At 31.3% G+C, this 18,835-nt stretch carries 17 protein-coding genes; 13 read left to right on the top strand and 4 right to left on the bottom strand.

Annotated features, from left to right (window positions below; all coding sequences use genetic code 11):
* Positions 1-226: 226 nt before the first annotated feature.
* A complete protein-coding gene (locus tag ACKTSU_RS04485) occupies positions 227-589 on the bottom strand; it encodes a PUR family DNA/RNA-binding protein (protein ID WP_408035150.1) in 363 nt (120 codons plus the stop codon).
* 79 nt (positions 590-668) lie between these two features.
* Complete coding sequence (locus tag ACKTSU_RS04480) at positions 669-2,423, bottom strand: ABC transporter ATP-binding protein (protein WP_408035149.1); 1,755 nt, start codon at positions 2,421-2,423, stop codon at positions 669-671.
* 156 nt (positions 2,424-2,579) lie between these two features.
* Between ACKTSU_RS04480 and ACKTSU_RS04475 the strand changes: the two genes are divergently transcribed.
* The 8 genes from ACKTSU_RS04475 to ACKTSU_RS04440 all read left to right on the top strand — a co-directional run bounded on the left by ACKTSU_RS04475 (position 2,580) and on the right by ACKTSU_RS04440 (position 9,513).
* Positions 2,580-3,680, top strand: a complete 1,101-nt coding sequence (locus tag ACKTSU_RS04475; RefSeq protein ID WP_408035148.1) for a Glu/Leu/Phe/Val family dehydrogenase — start codon at positions 2,580-2,582, stop codon at positions 3,678-3,680.
* Positions 3,681-3,757: 77 nt separating this feature from the next.
* Positions 3,758-4,696, top strand: a complete 939-nt coding sequence (nusB, locus tag ACKTSU_RS04470) for a transcription antitermination factor NusB (RefSeq protein ID WP_408035147.1) — start codon at positions 3,758-3,760, stop codon at positions 4,694-4,696.
* Between the two features lie 37 nt (positions 4,697-4,733).
* Positions 4,734-5,201, top strand: coding sequence for a DUF1573 domain-containing protein (locus ACKTSU_RS04465; RefSeq protein ID WP_408035146.1), 468 nt, complete (start codon positions 4,734-4,736; stop codon positions 5,199-5,201).
* Positions 5,201-5,521, top strand: coding sequence for a preprotein translocase subunit YajC (gene yajC, locus ACKTSU_RS04460; RefSeq protein WP_408035145.1), 321 nt, complete (start codon positions 5,201-5,203; stop codon positions 5,519-5,521). Before ACKTSU_RS04465 ends, yajC begins: the two co-directional genes overlap by 1 nt.
* A gap of 82 nt (positions 5,522-5,603) precedes the next feature.
* Positions 5,604-6,533 (top strand): YbbR-like domain-containing protein, encoded by a 930-nt coding sequence (locus tag ACKTSU_RS04455; protein WP_408035144.1) that lies wholly within the window; start codon positions 5,604-5,606, stop codon positions 6,531-6,533.
* Between the two features lies 1 nt (position 6,534).
* Entirely contained in the window at positions 6,535-7,125 is a 591-nt protein-coding gene (gene coaE / locus ACKTSU_RS04450; RefSeq protein ID WP_408035143.1) for a dephospho-CoA kinase, read from the top strand.
* 109 nt (positions 7,126-7,234) lie between these two features.
* On the top strand, positions 7,235-8,803 hold the full coding sequence (locus ACKTSU_RS04445; RefSeq protein WP_408035142.1) for a sensor histidine kinase: 1,569 nt from the start codon (positions 7,235-7,237) through the stop codon (positions 8,801-8,803).
* An 11-nt stretch (positions 8,804-8,814) separates the two neighbouring features.
* Positions 8,815-9,513, top strand: a complete 699-nt coding sequence (locus tag ACKTSU_RS04440; protein WP_408035141.1) for a response regulator transcription factor — start codon at positions 8,815-8,817, stop codon at positions 9,511-9,513.
* A 66-nt stretch (positions 9,514-9,579) separates the two neighbouring features.
* Here the strand turns inward: ACKTSU_RS04440 and ACKTSU_RS04435 are convergent, their stop codons facing one another.
* The gene (locus ACKTSU_RS04435) at positions 9,580-10,113 is read right to left on the bottom strand and encodes a hypothetical protein (protein ID WP_408035140.1); all 534 of its coding nucleotides are present in this window, start codon (positions 10,111-10,113) and stop codon (positions 9,580-9,582) included.
* 191 nt (positions 10,114-10,304) lie between these two features.
* On the opposite strand from ACKTSU_RS04435, the gene ACKTSU_RS04430 reads away from it, so the two are divergent.
* The 5 genes from ACKTSU_RS04430 (at position 10,305) to ACKTSU_RS04410 (ending at position 17,394) form a co-directional block, all read left to right on the top strand.
* Entirely contained in the window at positions 10,305-11,201 is an 897-nt protein-coding gene (locus ACKTSU_RS04430) for an ABC transporter ATP-binding protein (RefSeq protein WP_408035139.1), read from the top strand.
* A gap of 9 nt (positions 11,202-11,210) precedes the next feature.
* On the top strand, positions 11,211-12,059 hold the full coding sequence (locus ACKTSU_RS04425; RefSeq protein WP_408035138.1) for an ABC transporter permease: 849 nt from the start codon (positions 11,211-11,213) through the stop codon (positions 12,057-12,059).
* 48 nt (positions 12,060-12,107) lie between these two features.
* Positions 12,108-14,963: a T9SS type B sorting domain-containing protein gene (locus ACKTSU_RS04420; RefSeq protein ID WP_408035137.1), complete on the top strand. Its 2,856-nt coding sequence runs from the start codon at positions 12,108-12,110 to the stop codon at positions 14,961-14,963.
* Between the two features lie 66 nt (positions 14,964-15,029).
* Positions 15,030-17,018 carry an excinuclease ABC subunit UvrB gene (gene uvrB, locus ACKTSU_RS04415; protein ID WP_408035136.1) on the top strand — a complete coding sequence of 663 codons (1,989 nt, stop codon included), beginning with the start codon at positions 15,030-15,032 and terminating at the stop codon, positions 17,016-17,018.
* A 94-nt stretch (positions 17,019-17,112) separates the two neighbouring features.
* Complete coding sequence (locus ACKTSU_RS04410; protein WP_408035135.1) at positions 17,113-17,394, top strand: hypothetical protein; 282 nt, start codon at positions 17,113-17,115, stop codon at positions 17,392-17,394.
* Positions 17,395-17,530: 136 nt separating this feature from the next.
* Here ACKTSU_RS04410 and sucC read toward each other — a convergent pair whose 3' ends face one another.
* Entirely contained in the window at positions 17,531-18,727 is a 1,197-nt protein-coding gene (gene sucC / locus ACKTSU_RS04405) for an ADP-forming succinate--CoA ligase subunit beta (RefSeq protein WP_274633576.1), read from the bottom strand.
* Positions 18,728-18,835: the final 108 nt, after the last annotated feature.

Raw genomic sequence — 18,835 nt, 5'->3', positions numbered from 1 at the left:
TAGAGTTGGTAGAACTTTAACGTATAAGCAGCTGGTTGAATTCGCATCAAAACTACCAAACAAAATAAAAACTCTTGTTTAAAAGCAAAAACCACCAATTGCTTGTGCACAATTGGCAGTTTTTAAGTGTAAATTGAATTTGAATTGATTTTTTATGCACAAACCAAGCTCTAAACACAAATTACAATTTGTGTTTAGGGTTTATACAAAACAGTTATCTTCTGTTTTAAATATCATCAAAAGAAACATCAGTAAAACTTTCTGTAGAGGTAGCTTCTGTAGCTATGCCTTCTTCTCTCTTATAGTCTTTTTGGTGACGCTCACTAATTACTTCAGAACCTTTTTCGTTTACAATAAAGTCTGTTGCTTTATTCAACATTTCTGCAAAATCAGTAAAGTCTTCTTTGTATAAGTAAATTTTATGTTTCTGATAATGGAAAGATCCATCATCGTGAGTGAATTTTTTACTTTCTGTTACTGTTAAATAATAATCATCTGCCTTTGTAGATCTAACGTCAAAAAAATACGTTCTTCTTCCTGCTCTTAAAACCTGTGAAAAGATTTCTTCTTGTTCTACTCTCTCGCTCATAATTCGCTTTAAATAATAGTTGTTTACTTAAAATTTCTCAACAAATCTAACAAAATATTTGACTTGGCAATACGAATTGCTATATTTCTTTTTCTAAAAGTTGTTGTTCATACAGGTCTTTATAGTATCCTTTTTCCTTTATTAATTGATTATGAACACCTTGTTGAATTATCTTTCCATCATCTAATACAATAATTTTATCTGCATTTTTTGCTGAAGATACCCTGTGACTAATAATTATTGTGGTTTTATCGCTAGAAACTCGCTCTAAATTAGATAAAATTCGCTCTTCTGTTTCGGTATCTACCGCTGATAAACAATCATCAAAGATTAAGATTTTCGGATCTTTAATGATCGCCCTTGCAATAGAGGTTCGTTGCTTTTGACCACCTGAAAGTGTAACACCTCTTTCTCCTAAAATAGTTTTATAGCCTTGTTTAAAATCAATTATATTCTCATGAATTACAGCATTTTTTGCAGCTTCAATAATTTCTTCTTCTGTAGCATCTTCTTTACCAAACTTGATGTTATTTTCAATTGTATCAGAAAATAAGAATGGTTCTTGCGGTACAAATCCTATTTGATTTCTTACGTCATATAAGTTACACGTTGTAATATCTTGTCCATCTATAAACACTGTTCCTTCAGTAGTATCATACAATCGCGATATAAGATTGATAATAGTTGACTTTCCACTACCTGTTTTACCCAAAATTGCTAAAGTTTCTCCTTTATCAACTTTAAAACTAACATCTTTTAATGCTGTTATATCGGTATCTTCATACGTAAGGGAAACATGTTTAAATTCAATCTCTCCTTCTACTTCTGTTGTACCTTCATTCCTATTTTGTATTTCAGGAACATGCTGTAAAAACTCATTAATTCTTTCTTGAGAAGCTTCTGCTTGCTGAATCATAGAAGTAACCCAACCTACAACAGCAACAGGCCATGTTAAAATATTTACATACATAACAAAAGCACCGATTGCTCCAACTTGAATCTCTCCATTAATATATAATGTTCCTCCAACGTACAACACAATAATATTACTGATTCCTATTAATAGTATCATTAGAGGGAAAAACAGTGCTTGTACTTTATATAGGTCAATATTCTTTTCTTTATTGGCATCAGCTAAATCATCAAAATTTTTGATTACTGCATCTTCAATAGCATATGACTTCACTACATTAATACCCGAGAAAAACTCTTGATTAAAAGTTGTTAACTTCGATAAATATTGTTGAACAATGGTGCTTCTCTTATTTATCTGCTTACTCAACACAAAAATCGATACCGATAAAACTGGAAATGGTATCATAGTATATAAAGTTAGTTTTGGAGAAATTGCATACATCTGAGTAAAACCAATTACAAAAGACACTAGCATGTTTAAAGAATACATGATAGACGGACCAACATACATACGCACCTTAGACACATCTTCACTAATACGGTTCATTAAATCACCTGTCCTATTTTGCTTGTAAAAATTAAGTGATAATCGCTGATATTGTTGGTAAATCTCGTTTTTTAAATCAAATTCAATCATTCGAGACATCACTATTATAGTTTGACGCATCAAAAAAGTGAAAAAACCACCTAATAAAGTTACTCCGATAATAAGTAAAATATTATTTAATAAAATGCTTTTTACTTCAGATAGCTCTGTTATTTTTCCTAACTGATAGTCTTCTACTACATTTAATGAATCACCAACAAAATCGGGGATTCTTAGTGTAAATATTTTTGCTAGAACAGTTATAAAAACCCCTAACAATAACCTCCACTTATACTTTATGAAATACTTATTTAAATGCTGTAATGCTTTCAATCTTACTTTTTTATAAAAATTTAACTTTAAAAAGGGCTCTTGTTAAAGATACCATAATTGAGCTCTCTTTTTTTGCTTTTGTTTTAACGATTTCTTACTTTTGTGCTCGAATTTTTGAGATTGCTTAAATTATCTCAAATTAAAAAACTAAAACAAATGACATCAGAAATCATTGATACTAAAGATCTTAAGAACGACCCTGTGTTTGGTCAATTATCTTTTGACAATCACGAGCAGATCGTTTTTTGCAACGACGAAGATACAGGTTTAAAAGCAATTATTGGTATTCACAACACAACTTTAGGACCTGCTTTAGGAGGTACTAGAATGTGGCAATATAAAAGTGAATGGGAAGCTTTAAACGATGTTTTACGTTTGTCTCGTGGTATGACTTATAAGTCTGCTGTTACTGGTTTAAACCTTGGTGGTGGTAAAGCAGTTATTATTGGTGATGCAAAAACTCAAAAAAATGACGCCTTAATGCGCAAATTTGGTGAGTTTGTAAACTCTTTAAGCGGAAAATATATTACTGCGGAAGATGTTGGGATGGAAACTCGTGATATGGATGTTATTCGTGAAGTAACTCCACACGTAACAGGTGTTTCTGAAGCAATAGGTGGATCTGGAAACCCTTCTCCTGTAACTGCTTACGGAGTGTACATGGGTATGAAAGCTGCTGCTAAATATAAATTCGGAACTGACAACTTAGAAGGTAAAAAAGTATTAGTACAAGGTGTTGGTCACGTAGGTGAAACTTTAGTAAAGCACATTACTGATGAAGGTGCTCAAGTTATCTTAAACGATATTAACGAAGCTCGTTTAGAAGAATTAAGCAAAAAATACGGTACTAAAGTAGTATTAGGAAATGATATTTTTGGTTTAGACCTTGATATCTATGCTCCTTGTGCTTTAGGTGCTACTCTTAACGATGAAAGCATTGCTCAATTAAAAGCTCAAGTAGTTGCTGGTGCTGCTAACAACCAATTAGCAAACGAATTAAAGCACGGTACGATGTTAAAAGAAAGAGGTATTGCGTATGCTCCTGATTTCTTAATCAACGCTGGTGGTATTATTAATGTATATGCAGAAGTTGAAGGTTACGATAAAGCTGAAAGCTTAAAAAGAACTGAAAACATCTACAACACTACATTAGAAATTTTCAATTTATCAGAAAAAGAAAACATCACTACACATCAAGCTGCTTTCAATATTGCACAAGCAAGAATTGATGCTCGCAAAAAAGAGCAAAATAGCTAGATAAAAAATAAAAAAGTTTTACTTTTGCAGAGCGTTAGAAATAGTTTCTATCGCTCTTTTTTTTAAAGTTCTTTAGAATGATTAACAGAAGACATATTCGTGTTAAAGTAATGCAGTCGGTATATGCGATGCAACAATCGCACAGCGATGATTTAGTTAAGGAAGAAAAATTCTTAAAACACAGCATTCAAAAAATGTACGACTTGTACGTTTTAAATCTTCAATTATTAGTTGAAGTTCAAAAATTAGCTCGAAAGAGAATAGAGCTTTCAAAAAAGAAAATTCTTGCTACTAAAGAAGAACTTAATCCAAATACAAAGTTTATTGACAATAAGGTTTTAAACCAACTTAACGAAAGCGTAAGCTTAGAAGGGTATGTTGAGCTTAATAAATTAAATTATTGGGATCTTGACGATGAGTACGTAAAAATTTTGTTCGATGAATTACAAAAAAGTGACATCTACAAAAAGTACATGGACACCGTTGAAGATTCTTTTAATGTAGACCGTGCTTTTGTTATTGACTTTTTTAGAGAAATTGTAGCTCCTAACGAAAAAATAGCGGATTATTTTGAGGACAAAATGATTTCTTGGGTTGATGATATTCCTTTTGTAAACACTTGGGTATTAAAAACTCTTAACAAACAAAAAGCCAACAAGCCTTTTATTTTAGGTAGTTTATATAAAGATAGCGAAGACCAAGCTTTTGTATCCAACTTATTTAACAAAACCATGTTAAATCAGCATAAATACGAAGAGGATATCAAAGAAAAAACACCTAACTGGGAAGCTGATAGAATTGCTGATATTGATATGATTATTATCAAAATGGCTATTACAGAGTTTTTACACTTCCCTTCTATTCCAAGTAGAGTTTCTATTAATGAATATATTGAGTTAGCTAAAGACTATTCTACCAATAAAAGTGGTTACTTTATCAATGGTGTTTTAGATAAATTAGCGAAAGACTATCTTAGTTCTAACAAGATGGTAAAAATAGGTAGAGGATTATTATAAAAATTAGTATTTTTACAACAAACAAAAATATTTTACAATGAAGAAAATAGCAGTAGCATTAGCATTTGTTGTTTCAGCAGGAATGTTAGTTTCTTGTGGACAAGGTAATGCCTCATCAAAAGTAAAAAAAGAAAACGTTGAGAACGCTGAAAAAAGAGATAATACTATTAGCCAAGGTGCTCCAGAGATCTCTTTTGACAAAGAAGAATTTGATTTCGGTACAGTTAAAGAAGGTGAAGTTGTTGAAACTACTTTCGTTGTAACCAATACAGGTAAAAGTGATTTAGTAATAACACACGCCCAAGCATCTTGTGGTTGTACGGTTCCTGAGTGGACAAAAGACCCAATTGCACCAGGTGAAACAGGTGATATTAAAGTTAGCTTTAATACAAGTGGAAGAACTAACAAACAATCAAAATCTGTTACATTAACTACCAATACTGAGAAAGGTAGAGAAATTATCAAGATTTCTGGTATGGTAACCCCTAAAAATAAAGACGTATAATGTTTACAACCATTTTTTTACAAGCTAGTTCTCAAGAAAGTTTAATGAATATGCTTCCTTTTGTAGCAATGATTGCTGTTTTTTACTTTTTAATTATTCGCCCTCAAATGCGTCGCCAAAAAAAAGAAAAACAGTTTCAAACAGAAATTAAAAAAGGAGCTAAAATTGTTACCACAAGTGGTATTCACGGAAAAATAGTTGAAATTAATGATACTGACAACACTATTTCTATCGAAACAGGTGCTGGTAAAATTAAATTTGAACGTTCTGCAATTTCAATGGAATTAAGCAAAAAATACAGTACTGAAAGTAAAAACTAACAGTAATACACTTATATAAAAAAAGTGAGCTAATTAGCTCACTTTTTTGTTTTTTATGTAGATTGCATCAATATTTATTTACTTGAAACAAAAATTCAACATACCTAAAACCTTTTTTGGCTTTTTAATTGCCTCAATATTTTTTTGGTTACTTACAAACCTCTCAAAAGAATACAATGCAGAGGTAGAATACGACATTGAATACACTCAATTACCTCAACAAAAAACATTAATTGACGCTCCTTTTAACAAACTAACCCTAGATGTAAAAAGTAGTGGTTATAATTTATTAATGTCCAGCATTAACCACAAACCAATCACTCTACAATTAGATAAAGCTGTTAAAAAGAAGGGAAATAACTATTATTTTTTATCAAAAAACTTGCACCCTGAAATACAACATCAATTAAAATATAATATTGAATTAAACAGCATCACGCAAGATACTATTCCTGTAAAAATAGGATTATTGAGTTCTAAAAAAGTTCCGTTAAAACCTAATATAAACATCTCTTTTCAGTTAGGATACGGTCTTTCAAAACCTTTAAGTCTCACACCTGATAGCATTTTAATTTCTGGTGATGAAACTGATGTTAACAAAATAGAGTTTCTAAATCTTGATAGCGCTACTTTAGAGAACATTTCTAAAAATACAAATATCACCTCTTCTATTCTATTTCCTGAAAATATTCAGCTCAAAGCAAGCCATAAATCAGTAAATATTGAATTGTTGGTAGACAAATTTACAGAAGGGGAAATTGAAGTGCCTGTATTAGTTAAAAATGCCCCAAAAGGAATAAATATTTTCCCTAAAAAAGTAAAAGTGATTTATAAAGTAGGGTTGAAAAATTTTAATGAAATCACACCCGATTTATTTAAAATAGAATGTGATTATTTAGAAGCTGAAAGTAACGAGCTGAACTATCTCACCCCTAAACTTAAGAGTACTCCTAATTTAGCTACGGTACTAAGAATAGTACCCGATAAAATTGACTTTTTAATTTACGAATAACATGGTAGTAGGTTTAACAGGCGGAATCGGTAGTGGAAAATCTACCATTTTAAAAATGTTTTCTGAGTTTAAAAACATTGCTATTTACATGGCCGATGATGAAGCTAAAAAACTCATGCATACTTCACCAGTAATTAAATCTCGTTTAATTACTGAATTTGGCAAAGAAACCTATATCAACAACGAATTAAACAGACCATATTTAGCTTCTATCGTTTTTAAAAACAAAGAAAAATTAGCCTTATTAAACTCTATTGTTCACCCTGTTGTTAATGAGCATTTGCAAGCTTTTATCAAACAAAATTCTGACAAAGCTTACATTTTATATGAAAATGCGATACTTTTTGAAAACGGAAGTGATGCTTTTTGCGATAAAATTATTACTGTTACTGCTCCAGAAGAAGTCAGAATTAACCGAGTTGTAAAAAGAGACAACACTACTGTTGAAGAAGTGAAAAATAGAATAAAAAATCAATGGAGTGATATCAGAAAAACACTACAATCAAACTACATTATTGATAATAAAACACTTAACCACTCCAAAGAACAAGTATTAAAAATCCATAATTCTTTAACAAAAAGCGTAGTATAATTTACGCTTTGCTAACTTTAAGTGTTAAAATTTCCTTAATTTTATAACAACTTTGTTAATCTAAGTTAAAACATTATATCTCTAACTTTTATTAATTTATTTTTGAATAATGGGTAAGAAAATTTTTATTCTCATTGTTGTTTTAATGAGTATTTCTTTAATAGGAATTATCTCTATTCAAGTGTATTGGATAAAAGATGCTATTAAAAACAAACAACAACAATTTAAAAACAATGTAACTATTGCTTTAGCTCGCACCTCTGAAAACATCAAAGAAAGAGAATATTTAGAGTTTGAGCAAAACTATAAAGATTATTTCGACAGTAACAAATTTAGAACTGATGCCGAAATAAAAACTTTTCTTTTTCAACAGGTAGATACTGTTAGTAAAAAGAAATTTTCTTTTGGTAGTACAATTTTAGAAGAAAGCACTAAAATACCAGGAGAATTTGTCGATAATGATTCTATTATTATCAAACGTTACTCTGGTAAAGAAGACATCTTCTTTTCTCAGGTAATAAAATCAGAAAACAAAGATTTTAAACCCTATTTAAACGAAAGCCGTTATTCTGTTTTTAGAAACTATCCTAGTTGGAATGACAAAGAAATAGCATACGCTTTTCGTCAAAGTAAAAATATTTTTATTCCTATTCATCAACGAATAAGTAATAAAGAATTAAACAGCCGATTAAAAGAAGAGTTTGCCAAAATGAACATTACTCAAGATTTTAAATATATTGTTTATGAAGACGGATTAGCAACACAATTAAAATCAGGGTATTTTAACATACAGCCAGAAGATATTAATTATCCTCTGCTTGAAGATGAAGAAGGAAACAGTAAATATAAATTATACGTAAAATTTCCTGACAAGCGTAAAAACTTGTTATCTGGAATGATCAAAGTATTAATTCTTTCCTTATTTTTTATAGGGATTATAATTGCTGCTTTTTCAACATCGTTATACCAACTAATACGTCAAAAGAAGATTTCTGAAATTAAAACAGATTTCATCAACAATATGACACATGAGTTTAAAACACCTATTGCAACCATTAACCTTGCTTTAGATGCGATTAAAAACCCAAAGATCATATCTGACGAAGAAAAAGTAAAACGTTATGTGCAAATGATTCGCGATGAAAACAAGCGTATGCACGGGCAGGTAGAAAATGTATTACGAATTTCAAGACTAGAAAAAAATCAACTTGAAATTAGTAAAGATGCAGTTGACATGCACGATATTATTGAAGAAGCTATTGAGCATATTCAATTATTGACTGATGATAAAAAAGGAAGTGTTACTACACATTTTCAAGCTATTTCAACAGAGGTTTTAGGAAACCAATTCCACCTAACCAATGTTGTTGTTAATATGTTAGAAAACGCATTAAAATACTCAGAAAATGCACCTAAAATTGATGTATTTACTGAAAACACAAATAAATACTTTATCTTTAAGATAAAAGATGAAGGTATAGGAATGAGTAAAAATGCTCAAAAATATGTGTTCGATAAATTCTATAGAGAACACAAAGGGAACATACACAATGTAAAAGGTCATGGTTTAGGACTAGCCTATGTAAAAGAAATCATAGATAGTCACCAGGGTACCGTTTACGTTGAGAGTGAAAAAAGCAAAGGAAGCACGTTTACAGTTAAATTACCATTAATATAAAAGATTAAGGAATGGGGAGTAAAAAAATATTATTAGTAGAAGACGATCCTAATTTTGGAACAGTTCTTAAAGATTATCTAGCACTTAACGATTACAATGTTACACATGCTAAAGATGGAATCGATGGTTTAATCATGTTTAAAAATGCAGAATACGATTTATGTATTCTAGATGTTATGATGCCTCGTAAAGATGGTTTTTCTTTAGCTGAAGACATTCGTTCTACAAACAAAGAAATTCCAATTATATTTTTAACTGCTAAAACATTAAAAGAAGATGTTTTAAAAGGATATCAAGTTGGAGCTGATGATTATTTAAATAAACCTTTCGATTCTGAAGTTTTATTACATAAAATCAAAGCTATTTTACAACGTAAAGAAACTGAAAAAACAAACGACAGTGACGAGTTCGAATTCAAAATTGGTGGATTTGACTTTAACTCTAAGTTACGTCACTTAACTTACAAAGGTGGTGAACCTCAAAAATTATCACCAAAAGAAAGTAAGTTATTACGTATGTTAGCTATCCATAAAAATGACTTAATGCCACGTGAATTAGCGTTGACGAAAATTTGGAGAGATGACAACTATTTTACTTCTCGTAGTATGGATGTATACATTGCAAAGCTTCGTAAGTATTTGAAGAATGATGAAAATGTAGAAATCTTAAACATTCATGGTGAAGGATTTAGATTGATTGACAACAAATAATATTATTTTAAAGAAAAAAGCTTAGGATTTACCTAAGCTTTTTTCTTATCTAATCTATTTATTTTTCTATCTCTGCCCTGATGATTCTTCAATAGTACTGTACTTTCCTTTATAACTTCCTGTTGCTACACTTCCGTTAACTCTTTTCACTTTAAAGTCTAATGAAATGTTAGTTTCATTAATTGAATTTATAGTTAAAGTAACTTCATCTCCATTTTCATACTCCATTAGTAATTGTTCATTATCGTATTCTCCTAAAAATTCTCCATCAGTCATAAACTCATACCATAAACTGTTCGTTGTATAAGTTTTTGAAGTTAAACTTTCATCACGAACAGCAATTGAAAAGAAATCTACCTCAGTTAAAGCTACACCTGAGTTTCGAGCAGCTTCTATATCTTGTTCAGTAATATTTAATAAATGTAACAATACAGAAGTTCCACTTTCTTTAATGAATTTTTCTACGAAAATTGATTCAATCGGATAATTTTTTCCTTCAATTATAAATTGATTTGGTGTTTCTTGAACATCATCAGATGAACAGCTTACATAAAAAACAGTTGTTAAAATAATCGCTAATAAGTAGTTTATTTTTTTCATAATAATATAATTTGACATGCAAAACTACCTTGGTTTTAAACCATCTAGTTAAATTTACTTCTGAATAGGTCTTATTTCTTTCTAAAAAGTCGTGTTTTCCTTTTAAACTATTTTCTGTTACTTTTTTTATACATTGTAACAATAATTTGAATGAGTCGTCAAATACATATAATCAACAAAATCAAAAAAGCTTGGAAACAATTTTATCTATACAAAACCTCGATAAAAAATACGGAAAAGTTCATGCGGTAAATAACCTCTCTTTTGACATTCAAAAAGGAAATGTTTACGGAATATTAGGACCTAATGGAAGTGGAAAATCAACCACTTTAGGTATTATTTTAAATGTAGTTAACAAAACCTCAGGAAGTTTTAGCTGGTTTGATGGTAAACTATCTACTCATGAAGCTTTAAAAAAAGTAGGCGCTATTATTGAGCGTCCTAATTTTTATCCATACATGTCGGCAGTTCAAAACTTACAGCTTATCTGTAAAATAAAGGGGGTTTCGTACGATAAAATAGAAGAAAAATTAAAAATTGTAAACCTTTACGAGCGTAGAAACAGCAAGTTCAGAACTTACTCTTTAGGAATGAAACAACGCTTAGCAATTGCTTCTGCCCTATTGAACGATCCTGAAATATTAATCTTAGACGAACCTACTAACGGACTAGATCCACAGGGGATACATGAAATTCGTCAAATTATAAAAGAAATTGCTCAAAACGGCACGACTATTTTACTTGCCTCACACTTACTTGATGAAGTGGAAAAAGTATGTTCTCATGTAGTAGTAATAAGAAATGGTGTAAAACTATACAGTGGTAGAGTTGATGAAATGACAGCTTCAAATGGATTTTTCGAGCTACAAGCCGAAGATCAAAACAAGCTTAAACAACTTTTAGAAAATCATTCTTCAATAGGAACTATTAACAGTGAAAATGGAGTTTTAATTGCGAATTTATCTTCTGAATTGTCTGCCTCAGAAATTAATAAATTTCTATTTGACAACGGAATTTCTCTTTCGCATTTAGTAAAACGTAAACCTAGTTTAGAGCAACAATTCTTAGACCTTACCAACAACCAATAAACTTACATCATGCTACGACTTTTAAACATAGAATTACATAAATTAAAATATAACAGAGCTAGTAAAGTTCTTTCAATTATTTATTTCGCCCTATTAACATCAATTGCTTTAATTGCTGCAATAAAATTTGATATAGGTCCGATTAAATTTCACTTAGCAGAACAAGGTATTTTTAACTTTCCTTACATCTGGCACTTTAATACCTATATAGCTGCAATATTTAAATTTTTCTTACTTTTAGTTATTGTTTCTATGATGGCTAATGAGTATAGCTATAAAACGTTAAAACAAAACTTAATCGATGGTTTAAGTAAAAAAGAGTTTGTTCTTTCTAAATTCTACACTGTTATTGCTTTTGCTTTTATTTCTACCGTATTTGTATTTATTGTTTCATTGATTCTTGGTGCTATTTATTCAGATTTTAATGAAATGTCTATCATCTTTTCAGATTTAGGTTACTTATTTGCTTTTTTCATAAAATTATTAGGCTTTTTCTCTTTTGGTTTATTCTTAGGAATTTTAATTAAACGATCAGCATTTGCTGTAGCAGCTATGATTGTTTGGTTAATTGTTGAAAGTTTAATTAAAGGCTACTTGTATTGGACTTTTAGAGATGTAAAAACAGGAACTGATGAAGCAGTAAACAGTGTCATGCAATTTTTTCCTTTAGAATCGATGGCTAACTTAATTAAAGAACCTTTTACTAGATTAGGAGCTGTGAAATCGGTTGCGAGTCAAATAGGTGAAAACTTTACCAAAGACTACTCTGTTAGCTTATTCAACATAATAATTGTGTTAATTTGGACAGCTATTTTTATTTATTCATCATATGCTTTGTTAAAAAAACGAGATTTATAGAGGGTTTTATGTAATTTAGTTGTTTTATCTGTATAAAAATTTATTTAAATGGTAAAACAACTACTCTTTGTATTTCTGTGTATAACCTCACTCTCTATTTATAGTCAAAAAGAAGCCAATGTTTGGTATTTTGGAAACAATGCTGGAATTGATTTTAATGGAACTCCAATCACTTTAACAAATGGCGCATTAAATACCGAAGAAGGTTGTTCTACTATTTCAGATGAAGACGGAAATCTTTTATTTTATTCTGATGGAATTAAAGTATGGACAAAAAACCACGAATTAATGAGATATTCTAATGGGCAACTTGCTAATAATTTACAAGGAAATCCATCAAGCTCTCAATCTGGTTTAATTGTACCTGCTCCAGAAAATAAAAACATATACTATATTTTCACTGTAGGAACCGATTATATCCCTAATAATTCTGGATACCCAAGAAATCCTGGTTTTAACTTTTATACTATTGATGTTTCTCAAGGAAATGGAGGTGAAATTATAGCGGGACCTATGAGCCTTTCTAATAACAGAAATTGGGAATGGTCTGAAAAAGTTACAGCTGTACAAGGAAAAGACTGTACTGAAATTTGGGTTTTATCTATTGTAGAAGACTCTTTTTATGCTTATAAAATTGATCAAAACGGTGTAGACCATTTGAATCCTGTTATTTCTAAATCTTCTTATATCTTACAAGATAAAAGAGGATATTTAAAAGTATCGCCTGATGGAACAAAAGTAGCTTTGGCCGACTTTACAGCTGGTCAAAATACAGGAAACGGTCGTTTGGTATTGTATGATTTTGATAATGTCACTGGAAAAATTACTTCATCAGGAGAAATATTAACTACTCCTTCTATTGATGGAGTACCATACGGTGTTGAATTCTCTCCCCAATCATCTAAACTTTATGCTTCATTATTTATTCCTCCATCTACCTTTAGTATTTTCCAATTCGACTTACTTGATAGAGATGTAACGCAAACAAAAGCTCTAATATGGAGAGGATCTGGATATAGAGGCGCTTTACAACTAGCTTCAGATGGTAAAATATACAGTTCTATTCCTGATAAATCGTATTTAGGTGCTATTGAAAACCCTGATGAAAGCGCAAAAAACATTACGTACAAACCAGTAGCTATTGATTTAGGAAGAGGAAGAACCAATCAGGGCTTACCTCCTTTTATCCAATCTTTTTTTGCTCCTGTTAAGTTATTGAATGCTGACTCTAATGCTGTATTAAGCAACACAAATCAAGTATTTTGTATAGGAGATAGCTATGAAATAGTTCCTGAAATTAATAATCCAAGCGATAGTTATACATGGTCAAAAGACGGAACAGTAATAGCTAGCACAAGAACACTAACTGTGGATAACGCTAATTTTGGAAGCGGTTTATACGAAGTTAAAATAGAGTCTAATTCATATTGTAAAAAAACATATACAGGTAAAGTTCAAGTTACTTTCGAACCTAAACCTACTATTAATACAATTCAACCCTATATTCAATGTGACTTTGATAGTAATCCTTATGACGGATTTGCTACCTTTAACCTTGAACTTTTGGAGACTTCTTTAGTTTATGATTCTTCTAATATTTCAATAGATTTTTTTGAAACTTCTGACAGTAACTTTTCAAGACCTCTTAACAAAAACAACTATACTAATTCAGTAGCTACAAATCATTCTATTACAGTAAAAGTAACAAACAATACTACAAACTGTTACCAAACTCAGGTTATCGATTTACAGGTAAATCCTACAGGATTAAATTTTTACTCTGATGAACATATTAGTGAATTAGATCAAAATGCATCAAATACAGATGCTAAATTTAGTATAGGTACAGGTAATGGCTTTTTTGATTTCTCTGTTAAAACTCAACAAATAATCAATAGTTCTGGAGGAGCCTTATCTCAAACAACTCATGATTTTCAATATTACAGAACTGCAGAAGACGCCTCCTTACAAATAAATCAAATTCTCCCTCCTTATGAAGATGATTTATTTACCAATAATTCTGATGTCTATGTAAGGATTTCTAACAAAGGAGCAACATCTTGTGAAACTGTTGGAAATTTTAAAATACTTGTAAAAAAATTACCTATTCCACAAGGAAATCTAAATGGAGAAATTTTATGCGTAGACAACCCAAGACGAACACCACAGCCACACAGTATAGCCTTAAATGCTGATACTGGAAATACAACAGACACCTACAAATGGTATTTAAATGGTAATTTAATTCTAAACGAAACCTCAGCTATTTATAATGCTAATTCAGCAGGTGAATATAAAGTTGAAGCATACAGAAAGTATCCTAAGATAAATACTCCATCCATGGGATATAACACTTTTTTTGTCAAAGAATCCAATCAAGCATTAATTGTTAATATTAAATCTGTAGACGATCAAGACAATCCAGATAGTAATAAAATAGAAATTACGGTGGATGGAGTTGGAGATTACGAATATGCTCTCAACAGTACTAATTTTGGTGATTTTATCAAAGGAGATGAAAACCTAACATATACCTTTACCAATATTCCTCCTGGATTGAATTTTATTTCTGTTAGAGATCGAAATGGTTGTGGCATTGTATCTTCTAATCAAATTTCAACCATATACTTCCAACGTCATTTTACCCCAAATGGAGATGGGCATTTTGACACATGGAAAGTATTAGGTGTTAATAACGATTACTACGATATTTTAAAAGTTCAAATTTTTAATCGTTATGGAAAATTGATTAGTGAAATTACTGATAAAAATCACTCTGGCTGGGATGGAGTATACAATGGTACTACCCTACCTACAAATGATTATTGGTACAATGCAGAATTGATAGATAAAAAAGGTAAAATTAGAAAAAAGACAGGTCATTTTTCTTTACTTAGAAAGTAAAAACTCTTAAATAAATTACAATTAATACGGATAGATTTTCAGTAAAACTATCCGTATTTTTGTTGAATGAACTTTGAATTAAACTCTGAATTTAAACCTACTGGTGATCAACCACAAGCAATTAAACAGTTAGCTAACGGAATTTTAGCCGATGAAAAGTACCAAACACTTTTAGGTGTTACAGGTTCTGGTAAAACATTTTCTGTGGCTAATGTTGTCGCTGAAGTACAACGTCCAACATTAGTTTTGGCTCATAACAAAACCTTAGCTGCTCAGTTATATTCAGAGTTCAAACAGTTCTTTCCAAACAATGCTGTGGAATATTTTGTTTCGTATTATGATTACTATCAACCCGAAGCCTATATTCCTGTTACAGGAACTTATATTGAGAAAGATTTATCCATCAATGATGAGATAGAACGTTTACGAATTAGCACCTCTTCTTCCCTACTTTCTGGGCGTCGAGATGTGTTAGTAGTAGCATCCGTTTCTTGTCTCTACGGTATAGGTAACCCTACAGAGTTTAAAAAGAATGTTATTACCATTGAAGTTGACCAACAAATATCACGCACAAAGTTTTTACATCGCTTAGTAACCAGTTTATATGCACGTACCGAAGTTGAAATAAAAAGCGGAACCTTCAAAGTGAAAGGTGATGTGGTTACTATTTACCCTTCTTACGGTGATAATGGATATAAAATTCACTTTTTTGGGGATGAGATTGAAGAAATTGAAACCTTCGATATTGAAACTAATGAAGTTATTACGCGGTTAGACAAACTGAATATTTATCCTGCTAACTTATTCGTAACCTCTCCTGATGTGCTTCAAAATGCCATTCATCAAATTCAAGATGATATGGTAAAACAGGTAGATTACTTCAAAGAAATCGGGAAACATTTAGAAGCGAAACGTTTGCAAGAACGTACCGAATTCGACTTAGAAATGATTCGTGAATTAGGCTATTGTTCAGGAATTGAGAACTATTCTCGCTATTTAGACGGACGAGAAGCAGGTACACGACCTTTCTGTTTATTAGATTACTTTCCTGATGATTATTTAATGGTGATTGATGAAAGCCACGTAACTGTACCGCAAGTTCACGCTATGTACGGTGGAGACAGAAGCAGAAAAGAAAACTTGGTGGAATACGGATTCCGTTTACCAGCGGCAATGGATAACCGTCCGTTAAAGTTTGAAGAATTTGAAGCGCTGCAAAATCAAGTGATTTATGTTTCGGCAACTCCGGCCGATTATGAGTTACAAAAAACCGAGGGTTTATTTGTAGAGCAAGTGATTCGCCCTACAGGATTGTTAGATCCAGAAATTGAAGTTCGACCAAGTTTGAATCAAATTGATGATTTAATTGAAGAAATTCAAATTCGTATCGAAAAAGACGAACGTACTTTGGTAACCACACTTACCAAACGTATGGCAGAAGAATTGGCAAAGTATTTAACCCGTATTCAAGTGCGTTGTCGTTATATTCATTCTGATGTTGACACCTTAGAACGTGTAGAAATCATGCAAGATCTTCGTAAAGGTTTATTTGATGTGCTAATTGGAGTAAATCTACTTCGTGAAGGATTAGATTTACCAGAAGTTTCCTTAGTCGCTATTTTAGATGCCGATAAAGAAGGTTTTTTACGTTCGCACCGTTCGTTAACACAAACTGTAGGACGTGCTGCACGTAACGTAAATGGTAAAGCAATTATGTATGCTGACAAAATTACGAATAGCATGCAACTTACCATTGACGAAACCACCCGTAGACGTGAAAAACAAATCAATTATAACACAGCTCATGGGATCACTCCAAAGCAAATCAATAAAAAGATAGACAATACGTTATCTAAAAACGCGATTACTTCGTATCATTACGACAATGCTACGCAAAAAGCTGCTGAACAAGAGTTAGAATACCTACCAAAACAAGAAATAGAAAAACGTATACGCGACAAACGTAAACAAATGGAAGAAGCTGCTAAAGCTTTAGATTTTTTAGTTGCAGCGCAATTACGTGATGAGATTGAGGTTTTGAAAGAAAATTTGTAAGTGAATCTGGTTTGATTCTTAATTTTTTAACTGTTAACTTCGCTATCAAACGATATCAGTTCATTAAAACAACGAATATCTAAAAATAGCTTTAATGAAAAATAAAAGTTTAAACATATTAACTGAATACTTTGAATATTTTTTAGATGGACTAAAAATAATTATTTCTGATTACCCTATAATAATTGGAATTATCCTTTTCATTATTGGTATCAAAGGTTATTTAAAAATGATTGAAAAGAAACCTATTGATTACAAAACAGTACCAGCAACTAGTAATACTATTAATGACATTCGAAAGAGAGGTGTCCTGTGGCAATGGGTAATTTTCATTATTATACTTGGAGCTTATTTGATTATAAATTTTGTTAAATAAAATTATAATGATAAGTAAGCTATCATTCAATATTAAACACTTTATCGGATAGCGAAACACTCATAAAAGCATCAACAAAAAACCTCACTTTTCAGTGAGGTTTTTTAATATATTACTAAGAATTAATTAAAAAGTTTTAAGCGCTTAAAACTTCTTGTACTTTATCAGCTGCTTCTTGGAACTCAGTTGCTGAGATAATTTCCATTCCGCTGTTATCGATTAATTCTTTTGCTTCTTTAGCGTTTGTTCCTTGTAAACGAGCAATAATAGGCACATTAATTTTGTCACCCATATTTTTATAAGCATCAACAATACCTTGTGCCACACGGTCACAACGAACGATACCTCCAAAAATGTTTACTAAGATAGCTTTTACGTTAGGATCTTTTAAAATGATTCCGAAAGCAGTTTCAACACGTTGTGCATCTGCAGTACCACCAACATCTAAGAAGTTAGCTGGCTCACCACCTGCTTGCTTAATTAAATCCATAGTTCCCATTGCTAAACCAGCTCCGTTTACCATACATCCAACGTTACCATCTAAATCTACATAGTTTAATCCTGCAGCATTTGCTTCAACTTCAATTGGATTCTCTTCACGTAAATCACGCATTTCTGCATAATCTTTGTGACGGTATAAAGCGTTATCATCTAAAGTAACCTTAGCATCAACAGCCATGATTTTATCATCAGATGTTTTTAATACTGGGTTAATTTCAAATAAAGATGAATCAGATTTTACGTATGCTGTATATAAAGCAGTAACAAATTTTGTCATTTCTTTAAAAGCTGCACCGCTTAACCCTAAGTTAAACGCAATTTTACGAGCTTGGAAAGGTAATAAACCTGTTGCTGGATCTACTTCTTCAGTAAAAATTAAGTGTGGAGTTTCTTCTGCCACAGTTTCAATATCCATACCTCCTTCAGTAGAGTACATGATCATGTTTCTACCTGTAGCACGGTTTAATAAAACTGACATATAAAATTCATCTGGCTCACTATCACCTGGATAATATACATCCTCAGCAATTAACACTTGGTTAACTAACTTACCTTCTGCTGAAGTTTGAGGAGTTACTAACATCATTCCTAAAATGTCATCAGCGATACTTTTTACCTCATCTAAATTTTTAGCTAACTTAACACCTCCACCTTTTCCACGACCACCTGCGTGTACTTGAGCCTTAATTACGTGCCAACCAGTACCTGTTTCTTCTGTTAATTTCTTCGCTGCTTCAACAGCTTCTTCTGGAGTATTTGCAACAATTCCACGTTGAATACGAACGCCAAAACTGTTTAATATTTCTTTACCTTGATATTCGTGTAAGTTCATTAGATATGAATTTTTAAAGTCGAACAAAAATACAAATTCAATTTATAATACCTTATAATTTGTACTTTAATTTATGATTAATATCAATTTTCTTTTTCACATTTTTTT

Origin of the sequence: Tenacibaculum aestuarii (assembly GCF_964510395.1) — a bacterium.
Lineage (GTDB): Bacteria > Bacteroidota > Bacteroidia > Flavobacteriales > Flavobacteriaceae > Polaribacter > Polaribacter aestuarii.
The sequence above is the reverse complement of the archived record's forward strand: the minus strand, read 5'-3'. Positions and strand labels throughout refer to the sequence as shown.

Bases quoted from the DNA above. Each gene is read 5' to 3' on its own strand.
- ACKTSU_RS04410 (WP_408035135.1), top strand. From the start codon at position 17,113: ATGAAAAATAAAAGTTTAAACATATTAACTGAATACTTTGAATATTTT.
- ACKTSU_RS04485 (WP_408035150.1), bottom strand. From the start codon at position 589: ATGAGCGAGAGAGTAGAACAAGAAGAAATCTTTTCACAGGTTTTAAGA.
- yajC (WP_408035145.1), top strand. From the start codon at position 5,201: ATGTTTACAACCATTTTTTTACAAGCTAGTTCTCAAGAAAGTTTAATG.
- nusB (WP_408035147.1), top strand. From the start codon at position 3,758: ATGATTAACAGAAGACATATTCGTGTTAAAGTAATGCAGTCGGTATAT.
- ACKTSU_RS04435 (WP_408035140.1), bottom strand. From the start codon at position 10,113: ATGAAAAAAATAAACTACTTATTAGCGATTATTTTAACAACTGTTTTT.
- coaE (WP_408035143.1), top strand. From the start codon at position 6,535: ATGGTAGTAGGTTTAACAGGCGGAATCGGTAGTGGAAAATCTACCATT.
- ACKTSU_RS04440 (WP_408035141.1), top strand. From the start codon at position 8,815: ATGGGGAGTAAAAAAATATTATTAGTAGAAGACGATCCTAATTTTGGA.
- uvrB (WP_408035136.1), top strand. From the start codon at position 15,030: ATGAACTTTGAATTAAACTCTGAATTTAAACCTACTGGTGATCAACCA.
- ACKTSU_RS04475 (WP_408035148.1), top strand. From the start codon at position 2,580: ATGACATCAGAAATCATTGATACTAAAGATCTTAAGAACGACCCTGTG.
- ACKTSU_RS04445 (WP_408035142.1), top strand. From the start codon at position 7,235: ATGGGTAAGAAAATTTTTATTCTCATTGTTGTTTTAATGAGTATTTCT.
- sucC (WP_274633576.1), bottom strand. From the start codon at position 18,727: ATGAACTTACACGAATATCAAGGTAAAGAAATATTAAACAGTTTTGGC.
- ACKTSU_RS04465 (WP_408035146.1), top strand. From the start codon at position 4,734: ATGAAGAAAATAGCAGTAGCATTAGCATTTGTTGTTTCAGCAGGAATG.
- ACKTSU_RS04420 (WP_408035137.1), top strand. From the start codon at position 12,108: ATGGTAAAACAACTACTCTTTGTATTTCTGTGTATAACCTCACTCTCT.
- ACKTSU_RS04425 (WP_408035138.1), top strand. From the start codon at position 11,211: ATGCTACGACTTTTAAACATAGAATTACATAAATTAAAATATAACAGA.